The following is a 24,547-nucleotide window of genomic DNA, read 5'->3' on the forward strand; positions in this document are numbered from 1 at the left end:
GAGCGGGCGTGCCCGCGAATGGGCCGCATAGCGGCCCTTGTCAGCCTTTACGCAGGTGCAGCTCCTGGCGCAAATCGGTCAGGTAGGGAAACGCCGTGCGCCCCTGCACCACCCGCTCATGTTCAAGCTCTGCCAACAACTGGCACTCATCCCGCCCGGCCATGGCCAGCAAGCTGCCATCCGGGCCGATGATGCTGCTCTGCCCGCAATACTCGATCTCGTCTTCCGCACCGCAGTAGTTGGCATATACCAGGTAGCACTGGTTTTCCTGTGCCCGCGCTCTCACGGTCACCTGGCAGGTAAAGTCGTACGGCGTCATGTTCGCCGTCGGCACCAGGATCAGCTCGGCGCCATCCAGCGCCAGGCGTCGGGCGTTCTCCGGGAACTCGATGTCGTAGCAGATCAGCAGGCCAACCTTCCAGCCTTCCAGTTCCACCACCGGGAAGTGGTCGGCACCTGGGCTGAACATCGAGCGGTCCAGTTCACCGAACAGGTGCGTCTTGCGGTAATTGCTCAGGCTGCGGCCATGCGCATCGATCAACTGCACGCTGTTGTAGATCGCCCCGTCATCGCCGCGCTCCGGGTAGCCATAGACAATGGCGATACGGTGCGCCTGGGCGATCTCTACCACGGTCATGGCTGCCGGGCCATCGGCGGCCTCGGCCAGGCGCTCGACCTGGGCCAGGCCGATGTTGTAGCCGGTCAGGAACATCTCCGGGCACACCAGCAACTGTGCGCCGCGTTCGGCTGCCAACTGCGCCTGGTGGCGCAGCCGTTGCAGGTTGCCGGGGACATCCAGTGGCTTGGGTGCGCCCTGGTACAGAGCGATGCGCATGGTGCCTCCTTGTCTCAATCCGCCAGGGCGATCGGGCCGATTTCGTTGAACACATCGCCCGGGCCGGGGTTGTCGGGGTGGGTGTGGCCACCAAAGTGGTTCATGATACCCCACACCGCATTCAGCGACGTCTGCACCGCGCCTTCAACCCAGGCGGGGGTCCATGACACGTCGTCACCGGCAATGAAGATACCGCGCTGCTCCGCCGGCATGTCCTGCTGCATGAAGTGCGCGTACATGCGCTGGTTGTAGCGGTAATGGCCCGGAAGCGCGCCTTTGAAGGCGCCGAGGAAGTACGGGTCGGCCTCCCAGGAAACCGTGATCGGGTCGCCGATGATGTGGCCGGCGATATCGGTCTTCGGGTAGATCTTCTTCAGCGCATCCAAGGCCAGTTGTACGCGCTTCTCCACCGGGTGCGGCAGCATCTTCAGCGCGTCGCTCATCCACGAGTATGACAGGCAGATCACCCCGGGCTTGTCGTTGCCGTTGTCGAACAGGTAAGTGCCGCGGGTGAGGCGATCGGTGAGGGTCATGCTCAGCAGGTCACGGCCGGTTTCCGGGTCCTTGTCCTTCCAGAACGGGCGGTCGACCATGACGAAGGTTTTCGACGATTGCATGTAGCGGGTACGGTCCAGGGCCATCCACATCTTTTGCGAGAACAGCGATTCTTCGCAGTCGATCTGGGTGGTCAGCAACCAGGTCTGGCAGGTGGCGAGTACTGCGCTGTAGTGGCGGGTATCGCCCCAGTTGTCGGTGACCGCCAGGCGGCCATCGGCGGCGCGGGCAATGCGCTTGACCCCGGTACGCGGTGCGCCGCCATGCAGCGTGCTCAGGCTGGTGCCCTCTGGCCAATGCACGCAGCGTTCCGGTACGTGGCGCCAGATGCCTTGTGGCACTTGTTCCACGCCCCCGACCACCAGGTGCTGGTGGTCGTCGCAGTTGGTCATCACCACGCGGAAGATTTCCAGCATCGAGTTGGGGAAGTCCGAGTCCCAACCGCCGGTGCCGAAACCGACCTGGCCGAACACTTCGCGGTGCTGGAAGCTCAGCTTGGCAAAAGAGCGCGAGGTGGCGACGAAGTCGTAGAAGGTGCGGTCGTCCCACAGCGGCACCAGCTTGTTCCAAAGTTCCTTCAGGCGCGGTACATCACGGTCGCGGATGGCCTGCTGGATATCGGCGAACTGCGCACCACTCTCCAGCGCATCGGCCCAGGCGTCGGCTACCTCATGAAACAGTTGCGGCAGGTCGGTGGGCTTCTCGGCGTAGTAGGTCTGGCCTTCCAGGTCGATCACCGTGCTGCCCGAAGCTGGGGTCAGCGGGTTGGGGAAGGGCTTGGTTTCCAGGCCCAGCTTGTCGACGTAGTGGTAGAAGGCGGTGGACGACACCGGGAAGCGCATGCCACCCAGCTCGGCAACGATCCCGTCAGTGCCATTGAAGGCTTGCGAGCGCAGCCGGCCGCCCAGCTTGGAAGCCTCGTACACCACCGGCTTGAGGCCCAGCTTCATCAGCTCGTAGGCCGCTACCAGGCCGGCGATACCGGCACCGACAATGGCCACCTCTTCCCCATGGCGCTCAGCCGGAATGCTGCCCAGGCCTGCCGGGTGTTCCAGCCAGTCGTCGAACGCAAAAGGGAAGTCCGGGCCGAAAATGGTGATCGGCTTCTTGCCGTCGGCGGGGTGGCGGTTCTTCTTGTTCATGAAATGACCTTGCCAGAGAGGCTGCGCGAGGAGCGGAGCCTGAGTATAGGAGATGCCTGGGGGTCATTTTAGGGAGTGAGGTGTTCGTTATTAAGGTGCAGAGTGTTGTCTGAATGTAGTTAGTTTCGTCGTAATGATTAAGCTTATGTTCATTAAGACGAGGCAGGCGGTCGAGGTAGTTCACAAACCGCCCTGGCCCTTTGTAGGAGCGGGTTCACCCGCGAATGCGTCGGTAGATTCTCTGCCCTATTCGCGGGTAAACCCGCTCCTACAACCGGCCTCATCGATAACCCCACCCGAGCGCCAGTCCGTTCAAAGCGGCTGTCCACGGTCCACCTTGCTGCTGAGAATGATCGACGTGGTGGTTTTCTCCACCCCGTCGACACTGCCAATCTGGTCGAGCAACTGATCCAGCTGCTCGGGCGAGTCCGTACGCAGCCAGGCCACATAGTCGAATTCGCCGCTTACCGCACACAGCTGCTGCACCTGGCCCATGGCACTCAGGCGCCGCACCACGTCCTTGCCGGAGCGTGGCTGCACCTTGATCCCGACATACGCCTGCAACCCGCCGCCTATCACACTCTGGCCCAGGCGTACGCCATAGCCGGAGATAACCTTGTTCTTCTCCAGACGCTCCAGGCGCGAATTGACGGTGGTGCGGGCGATGCCCAGCTGGCGGGCGAGGGTGGCGACGCTTTCGCGGGCGTTGATCTGCAGCAGGGCGATCAGCTGGCGATCGATTTCATCCAGCGTGATGGAGCGGGCATCCGACATGGCGAGTCTCTACGGTTGGCCCGCTAGCCTAGCCAGCCTGTGCCAATCAGGGCAAGGCCAGGTACAGTCGATCACCGTTGACGGCGTCGGCTTGGCACTTTGGGTGAGAACGGCCGCGCATGTCCGAAGGCTGCGTCTTCGGCACTAATTCGGCATGATGAAGCGCTAGTCCAACGGGAACCTCAGCGTGAACCTTGACCACCTGCTCGAATGCTGGCGACTGGAAGTCTCTAACAAGAAAAGGCCCGGGCGCCCTATCAGCCTGCTGTTCAACGTGCTGCGCCGCGCACGCAAGGACAACAAACTGCGTTTCCTCTTCGCCTATCGCCTGGCCCAGTACCTCGACGCCCGCGGCGGCCTTGCCCGGCGTCACGCCCGGCGCATGCAACAGCGGCTCAACCTCAAGTATGGGGTGGACATCGACATCGGCGCCCAGATTGCCCCCGGCCTGCGCATCGCGCACCTGCCTGGGGTAGTGATTACCCGGTATGTGAGCATCGGGCGCAACTTTTTCATCCGGCAGAACTGCTCGATCGGCATCAAGACCCTGGGGTTGCAGGAGTACGCACTGCGCATTGGTGACAACGTGAGCATGGGCGCCAACAGTTGCATCGTTGCTGATCGCATCGACATTGGGGATGACGTAGTGATCGGCGCGATGTCGTTGGTTACGCGGGATATTCCGTCTGGCATGACCTTCTACAACCCACGACAGGTCGAGATGCGTCCGGGAGGGGATTAACCAACAGAGTTACATTTTTGCGGACGCTGGCGATGGCTTATTGATACCTTTTCCGCCGCTACCCTCTGGACGATATCGTTGTTGGTCATGACGTACTCGGGTTCGTGGCCTGGTAGGGACGTTCGGGCTGGTTGATCTGATAACGGGTACTGCGCCCTCCGCCGGGCAGTCGCCGCAAGCAGCCTTTCTCCAGCAGGTCGCTTAAGTGCCGAGTTGCGGTGGCCTTGGAGACCTGTGCCACAGATTGGTACTGCGAAGCACTTATGCCTGCCTCAAAGCCTTTCTCGCCGCCGTCAAGCAGCCGATTGAGTACTTTGATCTGCTCGGGGGCAAGAGAGTCTGTGCGATGTGCCTGCCAAAAGCGCGCTTTGGCCAGTACGCGGTCGATACGGGCAAGTGCCTGCTCCAGACTTTTGAGCAATGTGCCGAGAAACCACTGCAGCCAGGCAGTGATATCCAGCGTGCTTTTCTGGCTCGCTTCGAGGATGCGGTAATAGCCGGCTCGGTCGTTGAGGATGCTTGCGGACATGGCGTAAAAACGGATGGCTTGCTGTTCGCCTTGGGCCAGCGCCAAGTCTGTGATGGCGCGAGTAAGACGGCCGTTGCCGTCATCGAAGGGGTGCAGGGTGACAAACCAGAAGTGGGCGATGCCGGCGCGTAGCAATGGGTCGAGGCTGGCATCGCTGCGGCTGCTCTCGAACCAGGCGAGGAACTCGGCCAATTGAGTTTCCAGCCCGGCACGGGGTGGAGCTTCGAAATGCACGGTAGGACGGTCAACGCGGCCTGAAACGACCTGCATGGGCTCCTCGCCCCGCAGTGTGCCAATACGTAGCGGGCGTGCCAGCAGGTTGTCGCCACTGGGGAACAGCCAGCAGTGCCAGCCGTACAGTCGCTCCAGATCCAAAGGTTGCTGGTGCGCGCGGATGGCATCGAGCAGTAACGCTGCCAAGCCTTCCGAGCGTGCAGTGGTGCGGCCTTCTTCGTTTATCCCCAGGCGCCGCGCCAGTGATGAACGCACTGAGCCGACATTCAGCTGCTCACCCTCGATAGCTGATGAGGTGACGATGTTCTGTAGCAGGGCATCCAGGCTGCTCTGCGCCTCGGTATCGCTACCGACAGCGCCGAGCATGCCAAGCAAGCGCCCCTGGGCCTGATTGCAGGCGCGCAGCAGCTGGGCAAGCGGTTCGGCTTGCCAGGTGAAGTGTGGCCAGTTGGACTGCTGCCAGATCCAGTAGGGTTCATTCATAGGCTTGCTCATTTGTGAGCCGATTAGCGAGCCTATTCGGCTCATTATGTGAGCTGATAATGCTGGCTATTCGGCTCATTGTCTAATCCTCACGCTAGGGTGCTTGGCTGGAAGAGTGCGCTTGGTCAGGGTTGTCGGTTGGGCGGGAATTTGCGGTGGTTCGGGATAGATTGTTGTATTTGCCCAAGTGGCTGATTAGCTGCTGGGCTTTGGTGGCTTCGGCGCGCTGGGTGGTCGGCTTCTTGGTGGGGCTGATTTCGCTGAGATGGTGTTTCAGCGCCACTTCCAAGGTCATGCGCTCGGCGCCGCTGCGCTGGATGTACACGCCCCGAACATTTATTTCTTGCGGGCATGAAAAAGCCGCGCAGTGCGCGGCTTGTAAGCTGGTGGGCCCACACGGACTCGAACCGTGGACCAAAGGATTATGAGTTCGCAAGCGAGCATGACAGTCTGTAGAAGTCAGCGTTTGCTGAGCGAAATGTACCGTAAAGATGCATCGCTGAAAGCCTAATAAAATCAGTAGATTAACGTAATCTACCGATGCAGCGAGAAGCTTTGCTGTGTACCGCTAGTGTACCTTTCTTCACCAGATTTGGTAGCTTCAGCATCAAGCTAGAGGTGGTGCGGACTATCGTACCTCATAGTCATAGAATTCCGGTCGTGGACTAGCTCGGGCCTGCGTAGGTCGGGCGAACAGCAGAAAGGAGCGCATCACCTGCTGTCAGCGCCAACTCCAGGATAATGGATAATTTCGAGAGCATGTATGAATGACGCCGTAGCGTTCCAGACGAGAGCGCGAACGATTGACCACCTCGGCAGAGAGCAGATCGCCGATGTGCCGACTGCCGTGAGTGAGCTCTGGAAAAATGCTTACGATGCTTACGCGCATGAGGTTTCACTACAGATCCACAGCGCTGATCAGCCTGCTGCCGTGGTAATGGATGATGGTCATGGCATGACCCGTAAGCAGTTTTTGGAAAAATGGCTGGTGGTTGGTACCGAGTCGAAGGCTGGCAACGATTCAGTTCCCAAAGCGCTTAGAAATGGCTTGTCCGAGAGACCCAAGCAGGGTCAAAAAGGCATCGGAAGGCTCTCGGTCGCCGCCTTGGGATCTACGGCCTTGATCGTTTCTAAGCAGGCACAGGAAAAGTTCGTAGCATGCTTGATAGATTGGAGGCTGTTCGAGAATCCTTATATCTTGCTCCAAGATATTAAGCTGCCTGTCAGAGAATTTTCTGAAGCAGCGGAGCTTGCAGTACTCATCCCAGAGATGCGTAGCTCTCTTCTAGAGAATTTGACCGGAGCTGATGGAGATGATGGACGTGCTTCAAGGCTATCATCCGCTTGGAGAGACTTTGATCAACTCATAAAAGAGCGTGATGAAACGGAGCAATCAGTTTCTACTCAGATCAAAAATTCTGCATCCTATGAGTTGGATCTGAATACACTCCTTAACTCGTGGCCGGTTTGGACGGGACAGAAGGAATCTGGTACGGCAGTAATTATTACCGAGCTCAACTCGGCGCTTTTGGCATGGATTGCAGACGGGGAAGATGTTAATTCAGACGAGGTAGAGGCAATCAAAGCCTCAATGGTTCGTACTCTTTCAGGGTTCTCTGATCCATATGTTGAAAATGATGAGGCCTTAGATTATCGGGTTGTTGTCCATAATCGTTCTGGAAGTAAGACTGTTGTTGGTCGAGAAGATGGCTTTGGCCTTGAATATCTGGAAAGTCTCGATCATAGCCTAATAGGTGAAATAGATGAGTACGGGGTATTCCGGGGGAGGGTGAAAGTCTTCGGGAAAGATATCGGAAATGTCGAGATCGTGCCTTCACACCCGATACCTACGTCAAATAAAGATAGGATAGGTAATTTTCTTCTTTGCTTGGGAGCGTTTGAGCCTATCCCACGTTCGAGTTCTCTAACTGAGGCAGTGCACGCTAAGGTTGTGGAGAGGGCTGAAACCCACTCAGGTTTGAATATTTATCGGGATGGCTTAAGGGTAATGCCCTATGGACGCCCAGAAAGCGACTTTTTCAAAATTGAAGAGCGAAGACAGTTTCACGCCGGACGAGAATTTTGGGCAAGTCGGCGGATTTTTGGCCGTATTGGCATTACTCGATCAGATAACCCTAACTTGAGAGATAAGGCCGGCCGTGAGGGGCTGATTGATAACGGAGCGAGTCGCGCGATACAGGCATTGGTTGTTGACTTACTTAAGGTAACTGCTCGTAGATATTTTGGCACAGATGCTCCTGTCCGAAAGGAGCTCTTGCCAGGTGTGGAAGCGGAAAATGACGCGGCTGCAAAGAATGCAAAGCAGGCGCGAAGCGGTCAACTTGCAAATTTCAAATCCTCGGTCAAAAATCAACTGCCCGACCTGAAAATTGCTCTCTCGAAAGCAAAATCGCTCGAAATCCACCTTAACTCGGTTTTGGATGGAAATGAGTTGGATGAGTTGTGGAAGTTGTCTACTGCTGTAAGCGACTTGCAAGACTCAAGGTCCGAATTACGGCTTCCCCCAAAACCCAAAGTTTTAGGGAAGTTTGAAGAGCGTTACAGAGAATATAGGGATCAATATGCTATCTTGGTAGATGTCATTGAAGACGTCCGGCAAAGATGGGCGGTTGAGACGGAGCGACTGAAGGCCAAGCCTGCAATTGATGTCGTAAAGTCTCGATTGGCCAGTCACCAGAGTGCTTTGAGTGATCAATTATCTCGTTGGCGGAGGGCAGTTGTCGATATTTTGACAACAGAGCAGGCTCGCATAATTAACTCAGTTCAAGATGATCAAAAAGAATATTATAAGCAGGTTTCGCCCTTGCTTTTTGAGGTCGAAAACGAAAGGGTGGCGCTGACAGCCGCCTTGTCGGAGCTAGATGAAACTAGGCAAACACTGAATGATCAGTTTTCATCAAAATACGAGTCGTATAAACGTAGCTTGCAACAGCTCGCAAATGGGGTGGACCTAGATGGTGCCTTTGCGTACGCCGGCGCTAGAAGTGAAACGCTTGAAGGGCGGTTAGAGAAGTTACAAAGCTTAGCCCAGGTCGGTATTAGTGTAGAGATTTTAAGCCATGAACTGCATTCCCTTGACAGGCGGCTTCAGACGAGTTTAGACAATCTTCCTGGCGAAATTAAAAAAACGAAAGAGTTTGCAGAAGCTAATTGGGCACGTCAAGAGTTAGTGGAAAGGCTTAGATTCTTGTCGCAGATGCAAATATCGGGAAGCGACGTGCGTCAGAGGATAACGGGTTCAGATATAGATGAGTATCTGAGAGCGTTCTTCGGGAATTCGCTTTCTGAAAAAAGTGCTGTTATTAAGACTTCTGATGTGTTCAAACGGGTGGCTTTCTACGAGTTTCCATCTCGGATTTTCCCCGTTTTTATCAACTTGATTAATAACTCTCTCTATTGGCTTCCCTCTGTGGGGGAAAGAACAATCCAGATCGACATTGTCGAGGGTTCGATAGTTATTTGTGATTCAGGGCCTGGTATCGATCCCGACGATGTAGATAACTTATTTGAGCTGTTCTTTACAAGGCGAATAAGGGGGCGAGGTGTTGGGTTGTACCTTTGCAGGCAAACATTGGCTGCAGGTGGACACACTATCAATTACACCGAAGACAAGCCTTGGAAGCAGCTGTCGGGTGCATGCTTTGTAATAAATTTGCGGAACGGATTCGATGCCTAATATATCTCCCGAGTTGTTGAAAGAAGCCTTTATTGATCCAATCCGTTTCGCGCTAGTGGTGGATGACGAATTTCCAACCTACTCGCAAATGGCTCGCCAGGAGCTTGAGAGCTATGATGCTGCTCGTGCTGAAAGTTTGTTTGGGTTCTGTCGTAGGCAGGGCTGGCTTTGTGATGTAGATAATGCCGTTCGAGTCGCGGAAGAGTTTGAACGAGATAAGCACCTGAATCAGTCTGATCTCTTGATACTCGATTTTCATCTCGAATCTGATAAGCCCGAAGACCCCACCCGGGCGTTAGGTGTGCTTCAGTCTTTAGCCGCATCTGATCACTTTAACTTAGTTATTATCTACACGGCAGCTCCGCCATTGGATGTCGTGCGAGATGTTGCATTTAGCTTGGGCGGTGGAGTAAGTATTTCTCAAGAGAATTCTGATAATGTTTCGGATTTTATCGAAGGCATTGACCCTGATGTGTATGAGGGTATTTTAGATTGCTCGAATGCAGAAGTTATACAGAACTTCTTGGCTTCTAAGCGGCCAAACGGCAGCGCCCGCGCTTTAATACAAGCACTTCGTGATGCTGGGATAGATCAGAACCTTATTGGGAGTGCTGTGGCATATATTTGTATGGAGCAACTGAAAGAAAGTCTCTCGGGGATAGTTACAGGCCGCCGTAAAGCATCTGCAAATGTGGAGGTCAGTTTTTCGGCTGATGGGCCTGTGTGGGTGGCAGAGGGGAACTTATTCGCCGTCGTTGTTAACAAGCAGGAAGCGGTAGATGTTCTGCTGGAAAGATTAAAGAGTGCCTTGGTCTCGTGGAACCCTTCACCGCTTAAACTCATGATGATCCAGGCCCGCGCGGCGCTAGAGAAAGCAGGAACTACCGTCGACTTGAAGGTTCTGGATACCCCACGTCGCCAGGCAGGGTGGCTCTTGAGGATTCTTACGGCTACTGATGCCGTCGAGAGAAAGCGGCACATTCATGAACTATATGGTCGTTTGTTTGAACGCCTAGTTAAACATGTTGATGATGTTGTGATAGGTTTCGGCTGGAAATTGTTCGAGGAATTTACAGAGCGCCCTGCGGCTATTGCCAAGGAAATGGCCAAAGCCACAACGGTGACGGATGAAGAAATTTACCATGCTCTCAATGAGCATCTTTGTTCGGACTCCTACACGGACGGGGTCATAACGACCGGAGTCGTATTTAGATGCAAGCGCGGAAATGATTTTAGCTACTGGCTATGCGCTTCTCCGGCTTGTGATTTAGTCGTAGGCCAAAATGCCAATGGCTGGGATGGCGACTTGCATCCTTATCGGCCAATTAACGCTGTAAGGCTTACGCCGGTCAGTGCTATAAGGAAAAGACTAGAAAGTGCAACAAATGGCAGGGATATATTCTTGTATGTGGACGGAGTTGCGTTAGTGTTGGAGGTCGCAGATAGCATAACCCGTCAGATGAAAATGGAAACTTTACTTTTGGCTGATGGTGGGGCTATCAACTCCTCGAGCTTTACTGGTCTTATCATTGCGCTTGATGATAAAAAGAGTCCGGGGGTTATTTCTGTGGAGTTCCAGTCTGTAGCTCTATTGCGGTCCGACTACGCTAATAAGTTTTTGGCGGAGTCTGGCTATCAGCGTGCACGCATAGGAGTTGATTTTGTGCCTATCCCTAAACAGGCCGGCTAGCCGGCTTGTTGTGTTAAAGCTTTGTAAATTTCTTCAATAATCGCTTTCGCCAGTTCTACTGGTACAGCATTACCAATTTGCTCTCCGGCGGCCATCAATCCGCCGCCGAAGACAAAATCATCAGGGAATGTTTGGAATCGTGCTGCTTGGCGTAGTGTAATTCCATGATTTTCAGTCGGGTGTACAAAACGCCCCTTTGAAGGGTTTATGCAAGCGGTTGTCATGGTTGGCGCTGGTTTAGAAGGATTGATGCGGCCATATACATCATTATGGCCACCGTGTCCTTCGTGACATTTTAGAGTGCGTCCAGACTGAGAGCGACTTCCTCCATTAATAGGAGTGCATCTGAATAATTCGACCATTTCAGGGGAATGATTCATGTGAATGTTATTTGGATCGTTTTCCTCAGAGGGATAGAATGCCACTGAAGCATTTTTCCAAACAGGTCTGCTGTCTCGACAAGGTTCGGGCGTGTTTGGAGACACATGGGTCGGGCGTGGTGGCCATTGGATGTCTAACGGCCTTCTGGAGTCTACTCCTAGTATAAATACTCTCTTTCGATTTTGTGGTACGCCAAAATCGCAGGCATTTAGAACAGCCGGGGGAAATAAATTGTACTCCGCTTCGCGCCCCATCTCGTAGAAGCGTTGAAGATATTCCTTGTGCCTCGGCCAGAGTAAGCCAGGGACATTTTCTACTAAGAAAACTCTCGGTCTAATCGTTTTTACGTAGTCGAAATACCTACATAATAGAGCATTTCGAGGGTCCCCCACGCCTTTGTCTTTGATGCGGTGGCTAGAAAACCCTTGGCACGGAGGCCCACCAATTATAAAGTCGCATACTCCTGGCTCGATTCCCCACTGTTTAAGTGCTTCTTCAGGATCAAGCGGAAGTATGTCTCCATTGATGACAGGAACGTTCTTTCCGGCATATTTCGGTATGTTGTCCGAATATGTTTTTGCAGCCTTTTCTTTGATCTCAAGGGCGCCGACTACGTCTATGCCAGCCCGGATAGCACCCAGCGAAAAACCGCCCGCGCCGGCGAATAAATCAACGCATTTCACGACGGATGGCTCCACGGCGCCTGTCGCTCCGGAAGGTTCACGCTGCTCGACGCCAGGCTGCAGCAGCCGGCCATCAGCATTTTCAGGGGTCACTTGAAGCATTGATGGCCCACAATCCAAAAATCCTCCATTGTAAGGATATGGAATTTTGGCGCAATGGGTTTGAGTGGCAATATTTCACTACGATCTGGCTGCTAGGCGCGCCCGCGGTGCCTTCGAAGCGTGAGAAATGCTGGAGGGTTTGTGTGAAGACTATGTCAAGCCTCATGGGTAATGCTCCATCTCTCCAAGCTAGCCCGAATCGCGCTACTTACAACCTCTGTATGCATTCTTATTAATTGACTAAGTGCTTCGATTCGCTCAATGGTTACCGGTTCGTAACGTCCCTCATTCAAGCTCCGAGCAATTTGATTAAGGTTCCTGCCTAGCGCCAGCAACTGATAATTTGACTCACCCAAGGCCTCAATTTCAGGCATGCTGAATTGGGACTCACGCGTGAGTCCCACACGGATGGCATCTACGATCCAGCGTCTTGAAGAACAGCGCTCAAAATCGGCGCGTTCCTTGATAGCTTCCTTTTCGGATTTCGTTAGCAGTATTTCAAACCGTTCCTTTGGGTCCTGAATGTTTTCCGTCTGCGTGTAGGATCTGGGCAGTTGAACGGTGCCTATATTCTCAAGCTGGTGCTCGATTGCTTCCTTCAACGCAGCGCCCGGTGTCTTGCCTAAATGGCTGCAATAGCTGATCCAGCGCAATTTCAACTCCACTCCGAGATGAACATTAATAGAGCGACCGCCGTTTGCCACAGCTGCACCTCCTGAATTTGGGTGGATGGGAACATCTGGGCTGAATCTAGTGTGCGCACATACTACCGGCGATTAGCCTATCCTGCAGTAGTCCTTCCTAGCGATCGTGATTTCGTCATGACGAAAAATTTGGGATGTATGGTACTTTTTAATAATTAGCCAAAGTGAGATAATAGTTGTCGCCAAAATACAGTGTTTTGGTTCAATTCTTCGAGCGCTGTAACCGCCTCGCTGATGCTTATTGCATTATGGGCGCGGCCCTTAAAAGACGGGGCCTACACCGGGTAAGACTGGCGCATAGTCATCCCAAGAACGGTATAGCCGTACCGGGTGCGATTCCTGAACAGATCGACAGGCCGGACAGACGGTCCAGCGTTCACCATGTCCAATGGAGAGGTGACTATGGATCTGTTCAAGCGTTTCGCCTTCAAAGGCGTCCGACCATTTAGTTTTGCGACAACACTCGCGTTGATGCTGGGCTCGCAGCAGGGATATGCGCAAATCCCGGTAACCGTTACTACCCAAGTGACGGATTCCCCCATGACAGTCGCAGAGTTCGCAGCTAACACGACTCGCTGGGCCCAGCAGGTTCAGCAGATGACATCTCAGATTGATCAGATGAAGCAGCAGTACGGTGCGCTCACAGGGTCGCGTGGACTCGGTCGAGTATTCGATGACCCGCAGCTGCGAGATTATCTGCCACAAGATTGGCAGGCTGTGTATGACGCAGTGAAGCGTGGCGGCTATTCAGGCCTGAATGGTCGTGCTGGTTCGATCTATGCGGATAACAAGGTGTTCGATGCTTGCGGAAGCCTGGTTCAGGATCAGCAGCGCGATGCTTGCCGAGCACAGGCGGTGAAACCTTCGCAAGATAAAGCGTTTGCGCTGGAAGCCTATGACCAGGCCGAAGCCCGACTACGCCAGATTGACCAGCTCATGGGGCAGATCAATCAAACGCAAGATCCCAAAGGGATCGCAGAGCTGCAAGGTCGCATCGCGGCAGAGCAAGCGATGATCCAGAACGAGCAGACCAAATTGCAGATGTTCCAAATGGTCGCTGAGGCTGAGGGTAAGATTCAGGAGCAGCGACAACGGGAATTGAACGCCCAGGTGCTCGACAAGAGAGGCTACAAGAATCGCGAAGTGCTGAACCTGGGAGGCAACTGAAATGATCTCGTACGCTCATATCCTCCCCTTGGTCGTGTGCTTCTTCATCCTCACTTCCTTACGACGATTCTGGATTTGCATTGGCCGGTTCGGGGCTTTGAAAGAGGTGTCAAGACGTGCACCTGAGTTGATCCAGAGCGATCTCCTGGCGGCGTCGGCCGCGATCATGCCTTTTGTACTGGCGCTTGCCGATTGGTTGCAGATAGTGCCGCCCCGAGCAACTGGGCCAATTTCGTCAACGCTCGCAGTTTTGATCTCGTTCGCATGTGCACTGGGTTCGTCGCTATTGATTTCGAGGTCTGAATACCGCATCGCGGGTAGTTGGGCAGGGACAAGGGAAAGCGCGTTGAGAACGCTTGCAGCACTTCAGATTATCAACGCTGCTGAGCTGGCCTATTCGCTAAAATTTGCTGGGGAATTCCGTACGGAGGCGGAGCATCTGCCGCCTCGTGAAGTGAATGGGGCGGATCAGAATCGGGAGGGCCGGAAATGACAGCCTCTCGTTTCCCAATTGTTGTTTTGTTTCTGCTCACGGGCTGCGGGGCGGATGAACCGATCCATTCTGTCGATTGGTACAAAGCCCACAGCTCGGAAAGGGATATCCAAATATCGGAGTGCGAGCGACATGCCGGGACTCTGGCCCTTTTGCCGAACTGCGTTAATGCCAAGCAGGCCAGGAATGAGCAGCAGCTTGATCAGCGCGGCTATCGGAAGCGCGAAATGCTGAATTTGGAGGGGCAATGACCATGGAGTCCAATTTTTACGAATGGGTAGGTGGCTCAATCGACTCGGTGTTGAACGGCTACGTGCAACTCATGGCACATAGTGTCATTGATAACTCCTCGGGCTTGTTCGTTGCTGGCGGCGGCCTTTTCTTCATGATCCTAGGCCTTCTGTCCGTCGGTGGCTTCATCGAGCATCCTCTCCCGCATGTCTTCAAGCTCATGTTGAAATGGGTATTCATCGGCGCATTGGCACTCAATGCTGATACGTACCTTGGTTGGGTCGTGGAAGCGATTCGCGGCCTGGAGGTTGGCTTGGCAGATGCGTTCTCGCCAAATGGCAAAGGTGTGGCTGCCACATCGGTGTATCAGGTGATTGATAGAGCCATGACCGATGGATTTGATATCGCTTCCGATCTGATTGCTCGCGCCGGACGTCGTGGCATGACCGAGATAGGCATGATTCTTTATGACTGGCTTATTGCAGGAACGATGATCATCGCAACATTCCTGATTACGCTGCCCGCTGGAGCGATGATCATCACGGCCAAGGTGCTGTTGGCGTTTTTGCTGGGGTGCGGACCACTGTTCATCGCACTGCTGCTGTTTGGGCAGATGACCAGCAAGTGGTTCGATCAATGGTTCGCCCAGGTGATGACCTACATCATTCAATGCGCAGCGATCACCTCAGTGCTTACGCCGGGAATGAAGTTCTTTTCGACAATGCTGGCCGATGTGCAGCCCACCGCTGGAAACGGCCCAGCGACCGACATGCTGGAGATCCTCGCGTTGAGTGGGATCGTGCTCTATATGGTTTATCAGGCTTACTCATTGGGAGGTCAGCTTGCAGGTGGTCTGTCGTCCAGTGCGATCACACTGCGGCAGATGGCTCAGGCTGCGGTAAACCCAGCCAAGGCGGTCTTCAACACAGTTAATCCGATGTCAACGCGTCGTGACCTGCAGTCGGGCATGATGACGACTGCGAGAGGTTTGAATCATGTGATCGCAGGGAACAGTGTTTGGAATCCCGCCTACCGGCAGCATGTCATGCAGAACCTGGGCAAGAACTGGGGTAGGGCGAGAGGAGGGAAGGTCGGCAGTTAAAGGTTTATTGGTGCCGTGGAGCATGCTGCGCGCCCTGGCGGGCTTACCCAAAGGGGCTCTGCCCCTCTGGACTTCCCGCCCTCGCCGGTAGCAGGGGCCGCAGGGAAAGGCATCCAGCAGCCCCCGCATGTAGGATTGGAGGTGCGCAGCGTCAAGGGTTCGCTTCGCCGTCATCCTCGCCCGGTCCCGTTTCACGGGCTGCGGCCTCCGGTGACGCCCTTGACCCTCGTTTATCTGTTCAGCGCTGAAATTGTCTTGCTTTAGTCACCGACACGAGGGGAAAGCCCGTGAATACTTCGGAGAGCATCATCACCACGAGTGCTGAGCGGGAGCGGCGTCGGAAGGCTGTCGAGTATGCTTGCGCGTCAATCGGGCTCGAGGGCTTTGTAATGAGCGTTGAAGAAAAGCGACGCGCTCAAGCTTTTGTGGACGGGAAGCTCACCTTGACCGAATTTGTTTCAGCCAGCATCCACGAATAGCTGGAAGCTGGGTCAAGGGCATCACCGCAAGCCGCAACGGAGCGCAGCCCGGAGGGCGAGCACCGAACGGGTGAGGATGATGGGCGTAGCCGTACCCTTGATGCAGCTGTAAGCGACCAAGCCTAGCGACAGGGGGAGGAACAAGGCGAAGCCGCCGGACCTGCCCCTGCCGCCCGTCCGGCAAGGATAGGACGCGGGATGCAACCGAAGGGGTTGCCCAAGCGAAGCGCGGAGTGTTCGGAACCATGATGTTCTCATTGGTTAGGACGGTTTCGCTGCAGCTTGGCGAGGAACTTGTTTCCAATCTCACGATTGATTTCGAGCACTTGCGCGTTCTGGCGTTCTTGGGCAGGCATCGCGGATTTTCGTTTTCTTTCCCTGGCGATTTCGAGTCCCAGGTTTGCTCTGAACTGCCCCGCCCGGTACTTCATCGCGACTCCTGAAAGCCAATACTCGGGAGCTTTCCTGATGAGGCCGTTGGCCATAGCTCCTGCCAGTTCATCGAGGAGCATTTGCGCATCATCAAGCGAAATGCCCTGGAGTATCCGGTCAACCGAGCTTTTCGAGTGCATAGACAACCCACCGGGATAGGCCAACTGCAAGACGTTTGCTAGCGCTTCCCGTAGTGGTGTCTTTGATTTTGTTTTCTTTGGTAGTTCTTGGTCCGTCACCTTGGCGACAGTGGGTGGTGACCCTATGCTGCCACTCCCCCCTGCCACATTGATGTCATGGGGGGGGGGACACAGCTGTGTCGTTCTCTACCACGTTGACTGTGTAGAAATTACTCGTTTGCGAGCCGTCGCTCCTGAAGCGCGGCGTGGAAGTGACGTATCCGGCACTGCACAATTTTTTAAGAACTCTCTGAATGGTGCGCGTGGATACCCCGCACTTATTGGCTAGGTGCTTTACACTTGCAAAACAGGGCTCGTTCGGGTTTTCGCACTTTGCAATGTATACCAATATCAGCTTCTCCTGCGCAGGCAGATTCTGGTTGTACACCCAGTCAATTGTGCTGTAGCTCATAGTTAAGCTCGCAAAGCAGGTACGTCGAGAGATAGTGCCTGGTTGACTTGTAGCGTGCGGAAATACACTCGCCGCCCCACGCGTACTACGGTAGGCTTCAGCTTTCGTGAAAGCTCTGAATCGCTGTACATGGCGACTCTGAAGCCATCTGGCGATCTGTCCAACAGGCTTGCAACCTGTGCCATGCTCATCAAAGGGCCGAATCGGTCTAGAAGGTACTCTTCAGCAGTCATGGACTTTCTCCTTGCTTACGTTGAATTACGTATCTTTGTAAGTTCGGAGTGAAGCTATCAATTAAGTTTGGTGACAGTAAAGACAGTGGAGTGTCGTTGAGTTGTCACCAAGCCTCGTTCTAAGATCTGCTGGAAAACAGTGTTGAAAACACGTTGAAAACAACATGGCAACAGAAAAGAAAACAAGAGGAAAACAAAATGGCGGTTATTTAGTTCCTAGTCTATCTAGCTTATGAACTAAATCTTCAGCCCGCAGATGAGTGTAACGCTTGAGCATCTGCATCGATTTATGCCCGCTGATTGCCGAAACTTCTTGATCGGAAAGACCGCCCTCAACCAGTCTACTCACGGCTTCGTGCCGCAGATCGTGAAAACGGAAGTCCGGCACGCCAGCCTTTTTCTTGATGGCGGCCCAGATCTTGGTGAACGCATAGGGGCGACGCTTTCCATCACGCCCAGGCTCACCGAAAAAAACCAGATCGCAGTCAATTGGCCGCACGGGATTCGCCAAGGCGACGCGGAAAACCTCGGTAGCGAGCTTCGTCAACGGAACCGTGCGAGCACTATCATTTTTTGTATCCGACAGCCGGACGATCCGTTTTTGGACATCCACCTGTGATCGCCGCAGGCCTGCGATCTCTGATGCGCGCATACCCGTTGCCAAGGCTATCTGGACGATCCAGCCCAGCATTGGATTGCTGTGCTTGCCCACAGCGGCCATAAGGCGCTTTTCCTCATCAGCCATCAGGCGCCTGTTACGACCTTCACCGGGGCTCGGTTTTCGAATGTTGAGCACGGGGTTAAAGGTGAGGCCAAGTCCCCACTCCTGAATTGCGACTGTGAACAGGTGGCTGAGTAGGGCAAGCTCCAGCCGCACAGTGTTATTACTCGTGGGTTGGCCGCGGTTGGTCAGCGAGCCCAGACGTGTATCGCGATAGTTGGCGATCACCTCGGATGACAGAGCTGCAAGCGAATACTTTCCCAGGTGCTGGATCAGCTGCTGAGCCTTGGTCGCCTCGGCCTTCTGCGTGGTGGGCTTCTTGGTAGGGCTAACTTCGCGCAGATATCGCTGCAGCGCATTTTCGAGTGTCAGTCGCTCGGACCCGCTGCGCTGGATATAGACACCCCGCACCATTTCATCTTCGGTGCGCCGCGACCAATCCTCGGCGTCGCGTTTGGTGCGGAAGGTTTTGGCGTTGGTCGGCCATCCGGTCTTGCGGATAACGGCCTTCCAGGTGCCGGCAGGGGTTTTGACGATTGTGGCCATCTGAAGGACTCCAAAGGCGTGCAAGCGAAGCCGCACTGTACCTAATTTGTACCTTCGGACCATAGGACTGATCCGCCTGCCACAAACCTAAAAAGCCGAAAGCCGCGTAATACGCGGCTTCAAGGTTGGTGGGCCCACACGGACTCGAACCGTGGACCAAAGGATTATGAGTCCTCTGCTCTAACCGACTGAGCTATAGGCCCTCAGTAAGTGGGCGGATTATAACGAGGGTTTCGCACCTGTGCCATCTGAAAGATCCGATAGTGCTATGCGAAGAAACGCGGCCGCGAATTCCTCTGGTGGTAGCGGGAGGCTGACGATGTAGCCCTGGATCTGCTCGCAGCCTTCGGCTGCCAGAAAACGTTGCTGGGCCTGGTTCTCCACGCCTTCGGCAATGATGGTCAACTGCATGCTGCGGCCCAGGGCAATGATCGCCCGGGCAATGGCGGCGTCGTGTGGATCGTCGGGCAGGCCGCGGATGAACGACTTGTCGATCTTGAGGATGTCCAGCGGCAGGCGCTTCAGGTAGCTCAGCGAGGAATAGCCGGTGCCAAAGTCGTCGATGGCTAGCTGTACACCCAGTTTTTTCAGTTGGTACAGCACGGCCAAGGCCTCCTCTGCCTGGCTCATGATGAAGTTCTCGGTGATTTCCAGCTGCAGGTCACCGGCCCTCAGCTGGTAGTGCTTGAGCAGTTGTTCGATGCGCCGTGCCAGGTGTGGGTGGCGCAGCTGGGCGCCGGCAAGGTTGATCGACAGCGGGCCGAAGGGTTCGTAGTGCTGCTTCCAGGCTTGCATCTGCCGGCAGGCTTGCTCCAGTACCCAGTCGCCGAGCTGCAGGATGGTGCCATTTTCTTCCGCCAAGTGGATGAAGTGTTCCGGCGGTACCTCACCAAAGGTCGGGTGGCTCCAGCGGATCAGCGCTTCGGCACCCACCAGGCTCTGGGTCTTCAGGCTGAGCTTGGGCTGGAAGCACAGGCTCATTTCGTTGCGTTCGACGGCCCGGCGCAGCTCATGCTCCAGGGCGATGCGCTCGCTGGCCTGGGCGGTGAGGTCGCGGGTGTAGGCTTCGACGCGGTTGCGGCCTTTGGCCTTGGAGCGGTACATGGCGGCGTCGGCGTTGCGGATCAGTGTGGAGACGTCAGTGCCATCCTGTGGGTAAAGACTGATGCCGATGCTGGCGCTGGTGAAAAACTCATGCTCGCCGGCTTGGAACGGTGCGTTGAAGCAGGCCAGTAGTTTGTTGGCGATAGTGCTGGCGTCACTGGGCTTGTGCAAGCCGGGCAGCAGAATGATGAATTCGTCGCCACCCAGGCGGGCTACGGTGTCAACGTCGCGTACCTGCTCTTTCAGGCGCTGGGCGATGCCCTTGAGCAGCAGGTCGCCGACCGGGTGGCCAAGGCTGTCGTTGATGTGCTTGAAGCGGTCGAGGTCCAGGAACAGCACTGCGCCCTGGCGGTTGGACACCTGCGCGCAGGTAAGTACGCCCTGCAGCCGGTTTTCGAACAAGGTGCGATTGGGCAGGCCGGTCAGCGGGTCGTGGTGGGCCTGATAGTCGAGTTTGGCCTGGGCGTGCTTGATGCTGGAGATGTCTGCAAAAACCGCCACGAAGTGGGTGATCTCGCGGTCGCTGTTGCGCACGGCACTGATGGTCAGCCAGCTTGGGTAAAGTTCGCCGTTCTTGCGCTTGTTGTAGATTTCGCCCTGCCAGTGGCCCTCGGCGGTAAGCTGGTGCCACATGGCCAGATAGAAAGCGCTGTCGTGCTGGCCAGAGGCGAGCAGGCGCGGGGTCTGGCCGAGGGCCTCGATCTCGCTGTAGCCGGTGATTTCGCTGAAGGCGCGGTTGACGGCACTGATGCGCTGGTCAATGTCGGTAATCAGCACCCCTTCGGCAGTGTTCTCGAACACAGTGGCGGCCAGCTGCAGTTTTTCTTGCATCAGGTGACGCTCGGTGATGTCGCGGGCGATGGTCAGCATGCAGTCGACGCCGGTAATCGGCAGGGGCCGGGCGGACAGCTCGCACAGTCGGATCTGCCCGTCGCTGCGGCGGATATGGCAGGTGAAGTCGCGCACGAAGCCGTCGCGGTTGAGCTGGTCGACCAGGCGTTTGCGCTCGTTGAGGTCGACCCAGATACCCAGGTCCAGCGAGGTCTGGTCGATGGTTGGGTTGAGGTCGTAGCCGGTGAGGCGGCAGAAGCCTTCGTTCACCTCCAGCAGCAAACCGTCGCTCTGGCGCGACAGCAGCAGGCCGTCGGGCGAAGCGTGGAAGGCCTTTGCGAACTTTTCTTCCGAAGTTTGCAGCTGCTGCTGGGTCTCCTTGAGCTGGCTGATGTCGCGTACTGCCACTACCAGCGCGGGTGTGCCGTCCAGTTCGAAGGTTTCAGCCGAAGTCAGGCCAGTGAACAGTTGGCCGTTGCTGCGGCGGAAGCTCATTTCCAGGTTACGGATACCACCTTGGTGCAACCTTTGAAGCAGGAGCGGGCCACTACCCTCTACGCCCCACAGGTCAAGGTCGGTGGCGGTGCGGCCTATGACCTGGTCTGGGGGCAGCCCGATCTGCTCTTCGAAAGCCTCGTTCACCTCCAGCAGGCAGCCATCGCTGTGGCGGGCGATCAGCAATATATCGGGGCACTGCTGGAATACCGAGGCAAACTTCTGTTCGGACAGCCGCAGGGCGTCCTCCGTGCGCTTGGTTTCGCTGATGTCGATCATCAGCCCGCGCATCACTGGCTGGTGGCCGTGCTCGATCATACTGACGATGTTGCGTATCCAGAGGGGCTGACCGTCAGCCCGGATCACCCGGTAGTCCAGGCTGTGGTCGCGCCCCGCTGCGGTCTCGCTGTCGCAGTAGGCCTGAGCCCAGAGCGCGTCCTCCGGGTGCAGGATGCTGCGCCAGAAACCGGGCCTGAGCCAGTCGCTCAATGGGTAGCCAAGCAGGTCTTCGGCATGGGGTGAAACGTAGCTGTAGGTGAAGTCGTTGGCATCGGCTTCCCAGGCGATGGCTGACAGGCTCTCGACCAGGCCGCGGTAGTGGTACTCGCTGCTGCGCAGTTCTTGCTCAAGGGCGATGCGCCGGGAAATTTCCGAGCTGAGCCGGCGGTTGATGCGAATGACCACTGCCAGCACAGCCATCAGCAACAGCACCGTTGGCAGGCCATACACCAGCAGGTCGGACCAGAACATCCGCTGGTCGACCACATTGCCCACCCAGTGCTGCTGGATCTGGCTGATTTCGCTGCTGCTCATGTCGGCCATCACTTTGTCGAGGATGCCGACCAGCACGCTCTTGTCGCGGGGAACGCCCATCGCCAACTGGTAGCGGTAGGGCGTTTCGCCGCTGACGTATAGGCCGTCAAGCTTGAGTTGGCGCAGGCTCCAGATACTGGAAGCGAGGTCGCCGACCACGGCATCCACTTGGTCGGTGGCCAGGGCTTGCAGCGTGGAGCTGACGTTTGGCAGGGCAACCAGGTTGAGGTCCGGGTGGTGGGTACGCAGCAACTCGTGCGGGGCGTAGTTCTCGACCACGGCAATTTTCAGGCCGTACAGGTCAGCCAGCTTGCGCGGTTGTGCGCCGCCTTTGTGCGCGAGGATGACAATGGGGAAGTCGAGGTACGGGCGAGTGAAAGCCAGGAAGCCCTGGCGTTCGGGGGTGGACATGATGCCGGGCAGCAGGTCGATACGGCTTTCCCGCGCCTGCGCCAGCACCTCGGTCCAGCTGCTGGGTTCGACCGGTTTGAACGTCACGCCCAGGCGCTGCTGGATCATGGCGATGTAGTCGGCGGCCAATCCCTGGTACCGGCCCTCCTGGTCGCGAAACTCGAACGGTGGCCAAGAGGCGTCTACGCCCAGTTTCAGCTGCGGGTGGGCAGCCAGCCAGGCGTTCTCCTCATCTGTCAGGGTCAGGGCGCCGGCCGTTGTGTTCCACAAAATCAGGATCAGCAACAGAATGGCCGGCTTCAAGGACATGGCAGCCTCGCACTCAGGTGGTCTGCAGTCGAGTGTAGACGGGCATTGCCGCAGGTGTGCAACGGAAGGCGGGCTTTATGTCACGGGCCACTAAAGAAAAACCCCGGCCTGGGCCGGGGTTTTGTCATCACTCGTCGAGGAAGGAGCGTAGGTGCTCGCTGCGAGTCGGGTGGCGCAGCTTGCGCAACGCCTTCGCTTCGATCTGACGGATCCGCTCACGCGTTACGTCAAACTGCTTACCCACCTCTTCGAGGGTGTGGTCGGTGTTCATGTCGATACCGAAACGCATGCGCAGCACCTTGGCTTCACGTGCGGTCAGGCCCGAGAGCACGTCACGGGTGGCTTCCTTGAGGCTTTCGACCGTGGCCACGTCTATCGGGGACTGCATGGTCGAGTCCTCGATGAAGTCGCCCAGGTGCGAATCTTCGTCGTCACCGATCGGGGTTTCCATGGAGATCGGCTCTTTGGCGATCTTCAGTACCTTGCGGATTTTGTCCTCAGGCATTTCCATGCGCTCGCCCAGCTCTTCCGGAGTCGGTTCGCGACCCATTTCCTGCAGCATCTGGCGGGAAATACGGTTGAGCTTGTTGATCGTCTCGATCATGTGCACCGGAATGCGGATGGTGCGTGCCTGGTCGGCGATCGAACGGGTGATCGCCTGACGGATCCACCAGGTGGCATAGGTCGAGAACTTGTAGCCACGACGGTATTCGAACTTGTCCACCGCCTTCATCAGACCGATGTTGCCTTCCTGGATCAGGTCGAGGAACTGCAGGCCACGGTTGGTGTACTTCTTGGCGATGGAAATCACCAGACGCAGGTTCGCCTCGACCATTTCTTTCTTGGCGCGGCGGGCCTTGGCTTCACCGATCGACATGCGACGGTTGATTTCCTTGATCTCGGCAACGGTCAGGCCGGTTTCGGTCTCAAGGTCGATCAGCTTCTGTTGGCAAGCGACGATGGCAGCGTTCTTTTCACCCAGGGCGGCAGCCCACTTGGTGTTGCGCTTGGCCAGGTCACCGCTCCAGGTCTGGTCGGTTTCGTTGCTTGGGAACATGCGCAGGAAGTCGGCTCGCGGCATGCGGGCGTCACGTACGCACAGCTGCATGATGGCGCGTTCTTGCTGCCGCAGACGGTTCAGGGCATCACGTACACGCTCGACCAGTACCTCGAACTGCTTCGGTACCAGCTTGATCGGCATGAACAGGTCAGCCAGGGCCTGCAGGGCCTCGATGCTTTCCTTGTGGTTGCGACCATTTTTCTTCAGGACCTTGGAGGTTGCCTGAAGTTGATCGGATACCGCACCGAAGCGTTGGGCTGCGACGACCGGATCCGGGCCGCTCTCGGCCTCTTCCTCGTCGTCACCGCTTTCGGATTCTTCTTCGTCGTCGTCGGACTCTTCCTTCGCCGCAGCGGCCTTGGCACCTGGGATCGGCACTTCTTCGGTTGGCGCGGCAATGTTGTCGTCAGGGTCGATGTAACCGCTGAGAACGTCCGACAGGCGGCCACCCTCGGTGGTGACGCGATCATATTCGCCGAGAATGTAGTCGACAGTGCCCGGGAAGTGGGCGATGGCGCCCATGACTTCACGAATGCCTTCCTCGATACGCTTGGCGATTTCGATCTCGCCTTCGCGGGTCAGCAGCTCGACAGTACCCATTTCGCGCATGTACATGCGCACCGGGTCGGTCGTGCGGCCGATATCGGTTTCAACTGCCGCCAATGCAGCAGCGGCTTCTTCGGCCGCGGCTTCATCGGTGTCGGCTTCCGCCAACAGAAGGGCATCCGCATCCGGAGCACTCTCGAATACGTTGATCCCCATGTCGTTGATCATGCGGATGATGTCTTCCACCTGTTCCGGATCTGAAATATCCTCAGGCAGGTGGTCGTTGACCTCCGCGTAAGTCAGGTAGCCCTGCTCACGACCGCGGGTGATCAACTCTTTGATACGAGACTGCTGTTGCGCTTTTCCGGACATAACACCCTATCCACTGAAGGTCTTGGCGGGCAAAAAACAAGCCGAGGATTATACCCGAGC

General features: G+C 56.0%; 19 protein-coding genes, 1 tRNA gene and 1 pseudogene. 8 read left to right on the top strand and 13 right to left on the bottom strand.

Going from position 1 to position 24,547, the window contains the following annotated elements; translation table 11 throughout:
* Positions 1 to 40 precede the first annotated feature (40 nt).
* The 3 genes from ACZ889_RS05815 to ACZ889_RS05825 form a co-directional block, all read right to left on the bottom strand.
* The gene (locus ACZ889_RS05815) at positions 41 to 835 is read right to left on the bottom strand and encodes a carbon-nitrogen hydrolase family protein (protein WP_003255587.1); all 795 of its coding nucleotides are present in this window, start codon (positions 833 to 835) and stop codon (positions 41 to 43) included.
* 14 nt (positions 836 to 849) lie between these two features.
* Positions 850 to 2,532, bottom strand: coding sequence for a flavin monoamine oxidase family protein (locus ACZ889_RS05820; protein WP_003255585.1), 1,683 nt, complete (start codon positions 2,530 to 2,532; stop codon positions 850 to 852).
* 312 nt (positions 2,533 to 2,844) lie between these two features.
* Positions 2,845 to 3,306 carry an Lrp/AsnC family transcriptional regulator gene (locus ACZ889_RS05825; RefSeq protein ID WP_011953292.1) on the bottom strand — a complete coding sequence of 154 codons (462 nt, stop codon included), beginning with the start codon at positions 3,304 to 3,306 and terminating at the stop codon, positions 2,845 to 2,847.
* A gap of 187 nt (positions 3,307 to 3,493) precedes the next feature.
* Between ACZ889_RS05825 and ACZ889_RS05830 the strand changes: the two genes are divergently transcribed.
* Positions 3,494 to 4,048: a serine acetyltransferase gene (locus ACZ889_RS05830; RefSeq protein WP_121782776.1), complete on the top strand. Its 555-nt coding sequence runs from the start codon at positions 3,494 to 3,496 to the stop codon at positions 4,046 to 4,048.
* Between the two features lie 85 nt (positions 4,049 to 4,133).
* On the opposite strand, the gene ACZ889_RS05835 is transcribed toward ACZ889_RS05830, so the two are convergent.
* On the bottom strand, positions 4,134 to 5,294 hold the full coding sequence (locus tag ACZ889_RS05835) for a Fic family protein (protein WP_180688951.1): 1,161 nt from the start codon (positions 5,292 to 5,294) through the stop codon (positions 4,134 to 4,136).
* A gap of 172 nt (positions 5,295 to 5,466) precedes the next feature.
* Positions 5,467 to 5,628: pseudogene (locus tag ACZ889_RS05840) on the bottom strand (site-specific integrase); the annotation flags it as partial.
* Between the two features lie 429 nt (positions 5,629 to 6,057).
* Here ACZ889_RS05840 and ACZ889_RS05845 point away from each other — a divergent pair.
* Positions 6,058 to 8,991, top strand: a complete 2,934-nt coding sequence (locus ACZ889_RS05845; RefSeq protein WP_476257233.1) for an ATP-binding protein — start codon at positions 6,058 to 6,060, stop codon at positions 8,989 to 8,991.
* On the top strand, positions 8,984 to 10,681 hold the full coding sequence (locus tag ACZ889_RS05850) for a response regulator receiver domain (protein ID WP_476257234.1): 1,698 nt from the start codon (positions 8,984 to 8,986) through the stop codon (positions 10,679 to 10,681). Before ACZ889_RS05845 ends, ACZ889_RS05850 begins: the two co-directional genes overlap by 8 nt.
* On the opposite strand, the gene ACZ889_RS05855 is transcribed toward ACZ889_RS05850, so the two are convergent.
* A complete protein-coding gene (locus tag ACZ889_RS05855; protein WP_476257235.1) occupies positions 10,678 to 11,847 on the bottom strand; it encodes a DNA cytosine methyltransferase in 1,170 nt (389 codons plus the stop codon). The two genes, ACZ889_RS05850 and ACZ889_RS05855, sit on opposite strands and share 4 nt — an antisense overlap.
* Before the next feature lie 155 nt (positions 11,848 to 12,002).
* Positions 12,003 to 12,551: a plasmid mobilization relaxosome protein MobC gene (locus ACZ889_RS05860; RefSeq protein ID WP_476257236.1), complete on the bottom strand. Its 549-nt coding sequence runs from the start codon at positions 12,549 to 12,551 to the stop codon at positions 12,003 to 12,005.
* Between the two features lie 402 nt (positions 12,552 to 12,953).
* On the opposite strand from ACZ889_RS05860, the gene virB5 reads away from it, so the two are divergent.
* The 5 genes from virB5 (at position 12,954) to ACZ889_RS05885 (ending at position 16,023) form a co-directional block, all read left to right on the top strand.
* Complete coding sequence (virB5, locus tag ACZ889_RS05865) at positions 12,954 to 13,718, top strand: P-type DNA transfer protein VirB5 (RefSeq protein ID WP_476257237.1); 765 nt, start codon at positions 12,954 to 12,956, stop codon at positions 13,716 to 13,718.
* A gap of 1 nt (position 13,719) precedes the next feature.
* Positions 13,720 to 14,211, top strand: a complete 492-nt coding sequence (locus ACZ889_RS05870) for a hypothetical protein (protein WP_476257238.1) — start codon at positions 13,720 to 13,722, stop codon at positions 14,209 to 14,211.
* On the top strand, positions 14,208 to 14,462 hold the full coding sequence (locus tag ACZ889_RS05875; protein WP_476257239.1) for an EexN family lipoprotein: 255 nt from the start codon (positions 14,208 to 14,210) through the stop codon (positions 14,460 to 14,462). Before ACZ889_RS05870 ends, ACZ889_RS05875 begins: the two co-directional genes overlap by 4 nt.
* Positions 14,459 to 15,544 carry a TrbL/VirB6 family protein gene (locus ACZ889_RS05880; RefSeq protein WP_476257240.1) on the top strand — a complete coding sequence of 362 codons (1,086 nt, stop codon included), beginning with the start codon at positions 14,459 to 14,461 and terminating at the stop codon, positions 15,542 to 15,544. Before ACZ889_RS05875 ends, ACZ889_RS05880 begins: the two co-directional genes overlap by 4 nt.
* Before the next feature lie 287 nt (positions 15,545 to 15,831).
* Positions 15,832 to 16,023, top strand: coding sequence for an antitoxin VbhA family protein (locus tag ACZ889_RS05885; protein ID WP_104572872.1), 192 nt, complete (start codon positions 15,832 to 15,834; stop codon positions 16,021 to 16,023).
* 254 nt (positions 16,024 to 16,277) lie between these two features.
* Here ACZ889_RS05885 and ACZ889_RS05890 read toward each other — a convergent pair whose 3' ends face one another.
* From ACZ889_RS05890 to rpoD, 6 genes are all read right to left on the bottom strand, one after another.
* Positions 16,278 to 16,595, bottom strand: coding sequence for a hypothetical protein (locus ACZ889_RS05890; protein WP_476257241.1), 318 nt, complete (start codon positions 16,593 to 16,595; stop codon positions 16,278 to 16,280).
* Between the two features lie 154 nt (positions 16,596 to 16,749).
* On the bottom strand, positions 16,750 to 17,046 hold the full coding sequence (locus ACZ889_RS05895) for a helix-turn-helix domain-containing protein (RefSeq protein WP_476257242.1): 297 nt from the start codon (positions 17,044 to 17,046) through the stop codon (positions 16,750 to 16,752).
* A 438-nt stretch (positions 17,047 to 17,484) separates the two neighbouring features.
* Complete coding sequence (locus ACZ889_RS05900; RefSeq protein WP_476257243.1) at positions 17,485 to 18,546, bottom strand: site-specific integrase; 1,062 nt, start codon at positions 18,544 to 18,546, stop codon at positions 17,485 to 17,487.
* Between the two features lie 126 nt (positions 18,547 to 18,672).
* Positions 18,673 to 18,749: transfer RNA gene (locus ACZ889_RS05905), tRNA-Ile, on the bottom strand.
* Between the two features lie 16 nt (positions 18,750 to 18,765).
* Positions 18,766 to 22,509: a bifunctional diguanylate cyclase/phosphodiesterase gene (locus ACZ889_RS05910; protein WP_180688950.1), complete on the bottom strand. Its 3,744-nt coding sequence runs from the start codon at positions 22,507 to 22,509 to the stop codon at positions 18,766 to 18,768.
* A gap of 127 nt (positions 22,510 to 22,636) precedes the next feature.
* Entirely contained in the window at positions 22,637 to 24,487 is a 1,851-nt protein-coding gene (gene rpoD, locus ACZ889_RS05915) for an RNA polymerase sigma factor RpoD (protein WP_003255578.1), read from the bottom strand.
* Positions 24,488 to 24,547 lie beyond the last annotated feature (60 nt).

Source organism: Pseudomonas sp. TE3895 (assembly GCF_056278855.1).

What these genes read in the sequence shown, in the direction of transcription:
- ACZ889_RS05895 (WP_476257242.1), bottom strand. Translation starts at nt 17,046, where the DNA reads ATGAGCTACAGCACAATTGACTGGGTGTACAACCAGAATCTGCCTGCG.
- ACZ889_RS05880 (WP_476257240.1), top strand. Translation starts at nt 14,459, where the DNA reads ATGACCATGGAGTCCAATTTTTACGAATGGGTAGGTGGCTCAATCGAC.
- ACZ889_RS05835 (WP_180688951.1), bottom strand. Translation starts at nt 5,294, where the DNA reads ATGAATGAACCCTACTGGATCTGGCAGCAGTCCAACTGGCCACACTTC.
- ACZ889_RS05850 (WP_476257234.1), top strand. Translation starts at nt 8,984, where the DNA reads ATGCCTAATATATCTCCCGAGTTGTTGAAAGAAGCCTTTATTGATCCA.
- ACZ889_RS05825 (WP_011953292.1), bottom strand. Translation starts at nt 3,306, where the DNA reads ATGTCGGATGCCCGCTCCATCACGCTGGATGAAATCGATCGCCAGCTG.
- rpoD (WP_003255578.1), bottom strand. Translation starts at nt 24,487, where the DNA reads ATGTCCGGAAAAGCGCAACAGCAGTCTCGTATCAAAGAGTTGATCACC.
- ACZ889_RS05855 (WP_476257235.1), bottom strand. Translation starts at nt 11,847, where the DNA reads ATGCTTCAAGTGACCCCTGAAAATGCTGATGGCCGGCTGCTGCAGCCT.
- ACZ889_RS05875 (WP_476257239.1), top strand. Translation starts at nt 14,208, where the DNA reads ATGACAGCCTCTCGTTTCCCAATTGTTGTTTTGTTTCTGCTCACGGGC.
- ACZ889_RS05845 (WP_476257233.1), top strand. Translation starts at nt 6,058, where the DNA reads ATGAATGACGCCGTAGCGTTCCAGACGAGAGCGCGAACGATTGACCAC.
- virB5 (WP_476257237.1), top strand. Translation starts at nt 12,954, where the DNA reads ATGGATCTGTTCAAGCGTTTCGCCTTCAAAGGCGTCCGACCATTTAGT.
- ACZ889_RS05890 (WP_476257241.1), bottom strand. Translation starts at nt 16,595, where the DNA reads ATGCACTCGAAAAGCTCGGTTGACCGGATACTCCAGGGCATTTCGCTT.
- ACZ889_RS05815 (WP_003255587.1), bottom strand. Translation starts at nt 835, where the DNA reads ATGCGCATCGCTCTGTACCAGGGCGCACCCAAGCCACTGGATGTCCCC.
- ACZ889_RS05910 (WP_180688950.1), bottom strand. Translation starts at nt 22,509, where the DNA reads ATGTCCTTGAAGCCGGCCATTCTGTTGCTGATCCTGATTTTGTGGAAC.
- ACZ889_RS05820 (WP_003255585.1), bottom strand. Translation starts at nt 2,532, where the DNA reads ATGAACAAGAAGAACCGCCACCCCGCCGACGGCAAGAAGCCGATCACC.
- ACZ889_RS05870 (WP_476257238.1), top strand. Translation starts at nt 13,720, where the DNA reads ATGATCTCGTACGCTCATATCCTCCCCTTGGTCGTGTGCTTCTTCATC.
- ACZ889_RS05900 (WP_476257243.1), bottom strand. Translation starts at nt 18,546, where the DNA reads ATGGCCACAATCGTCAAAACCCCTGCCGGCACCTGGAAGGCCGTTATC.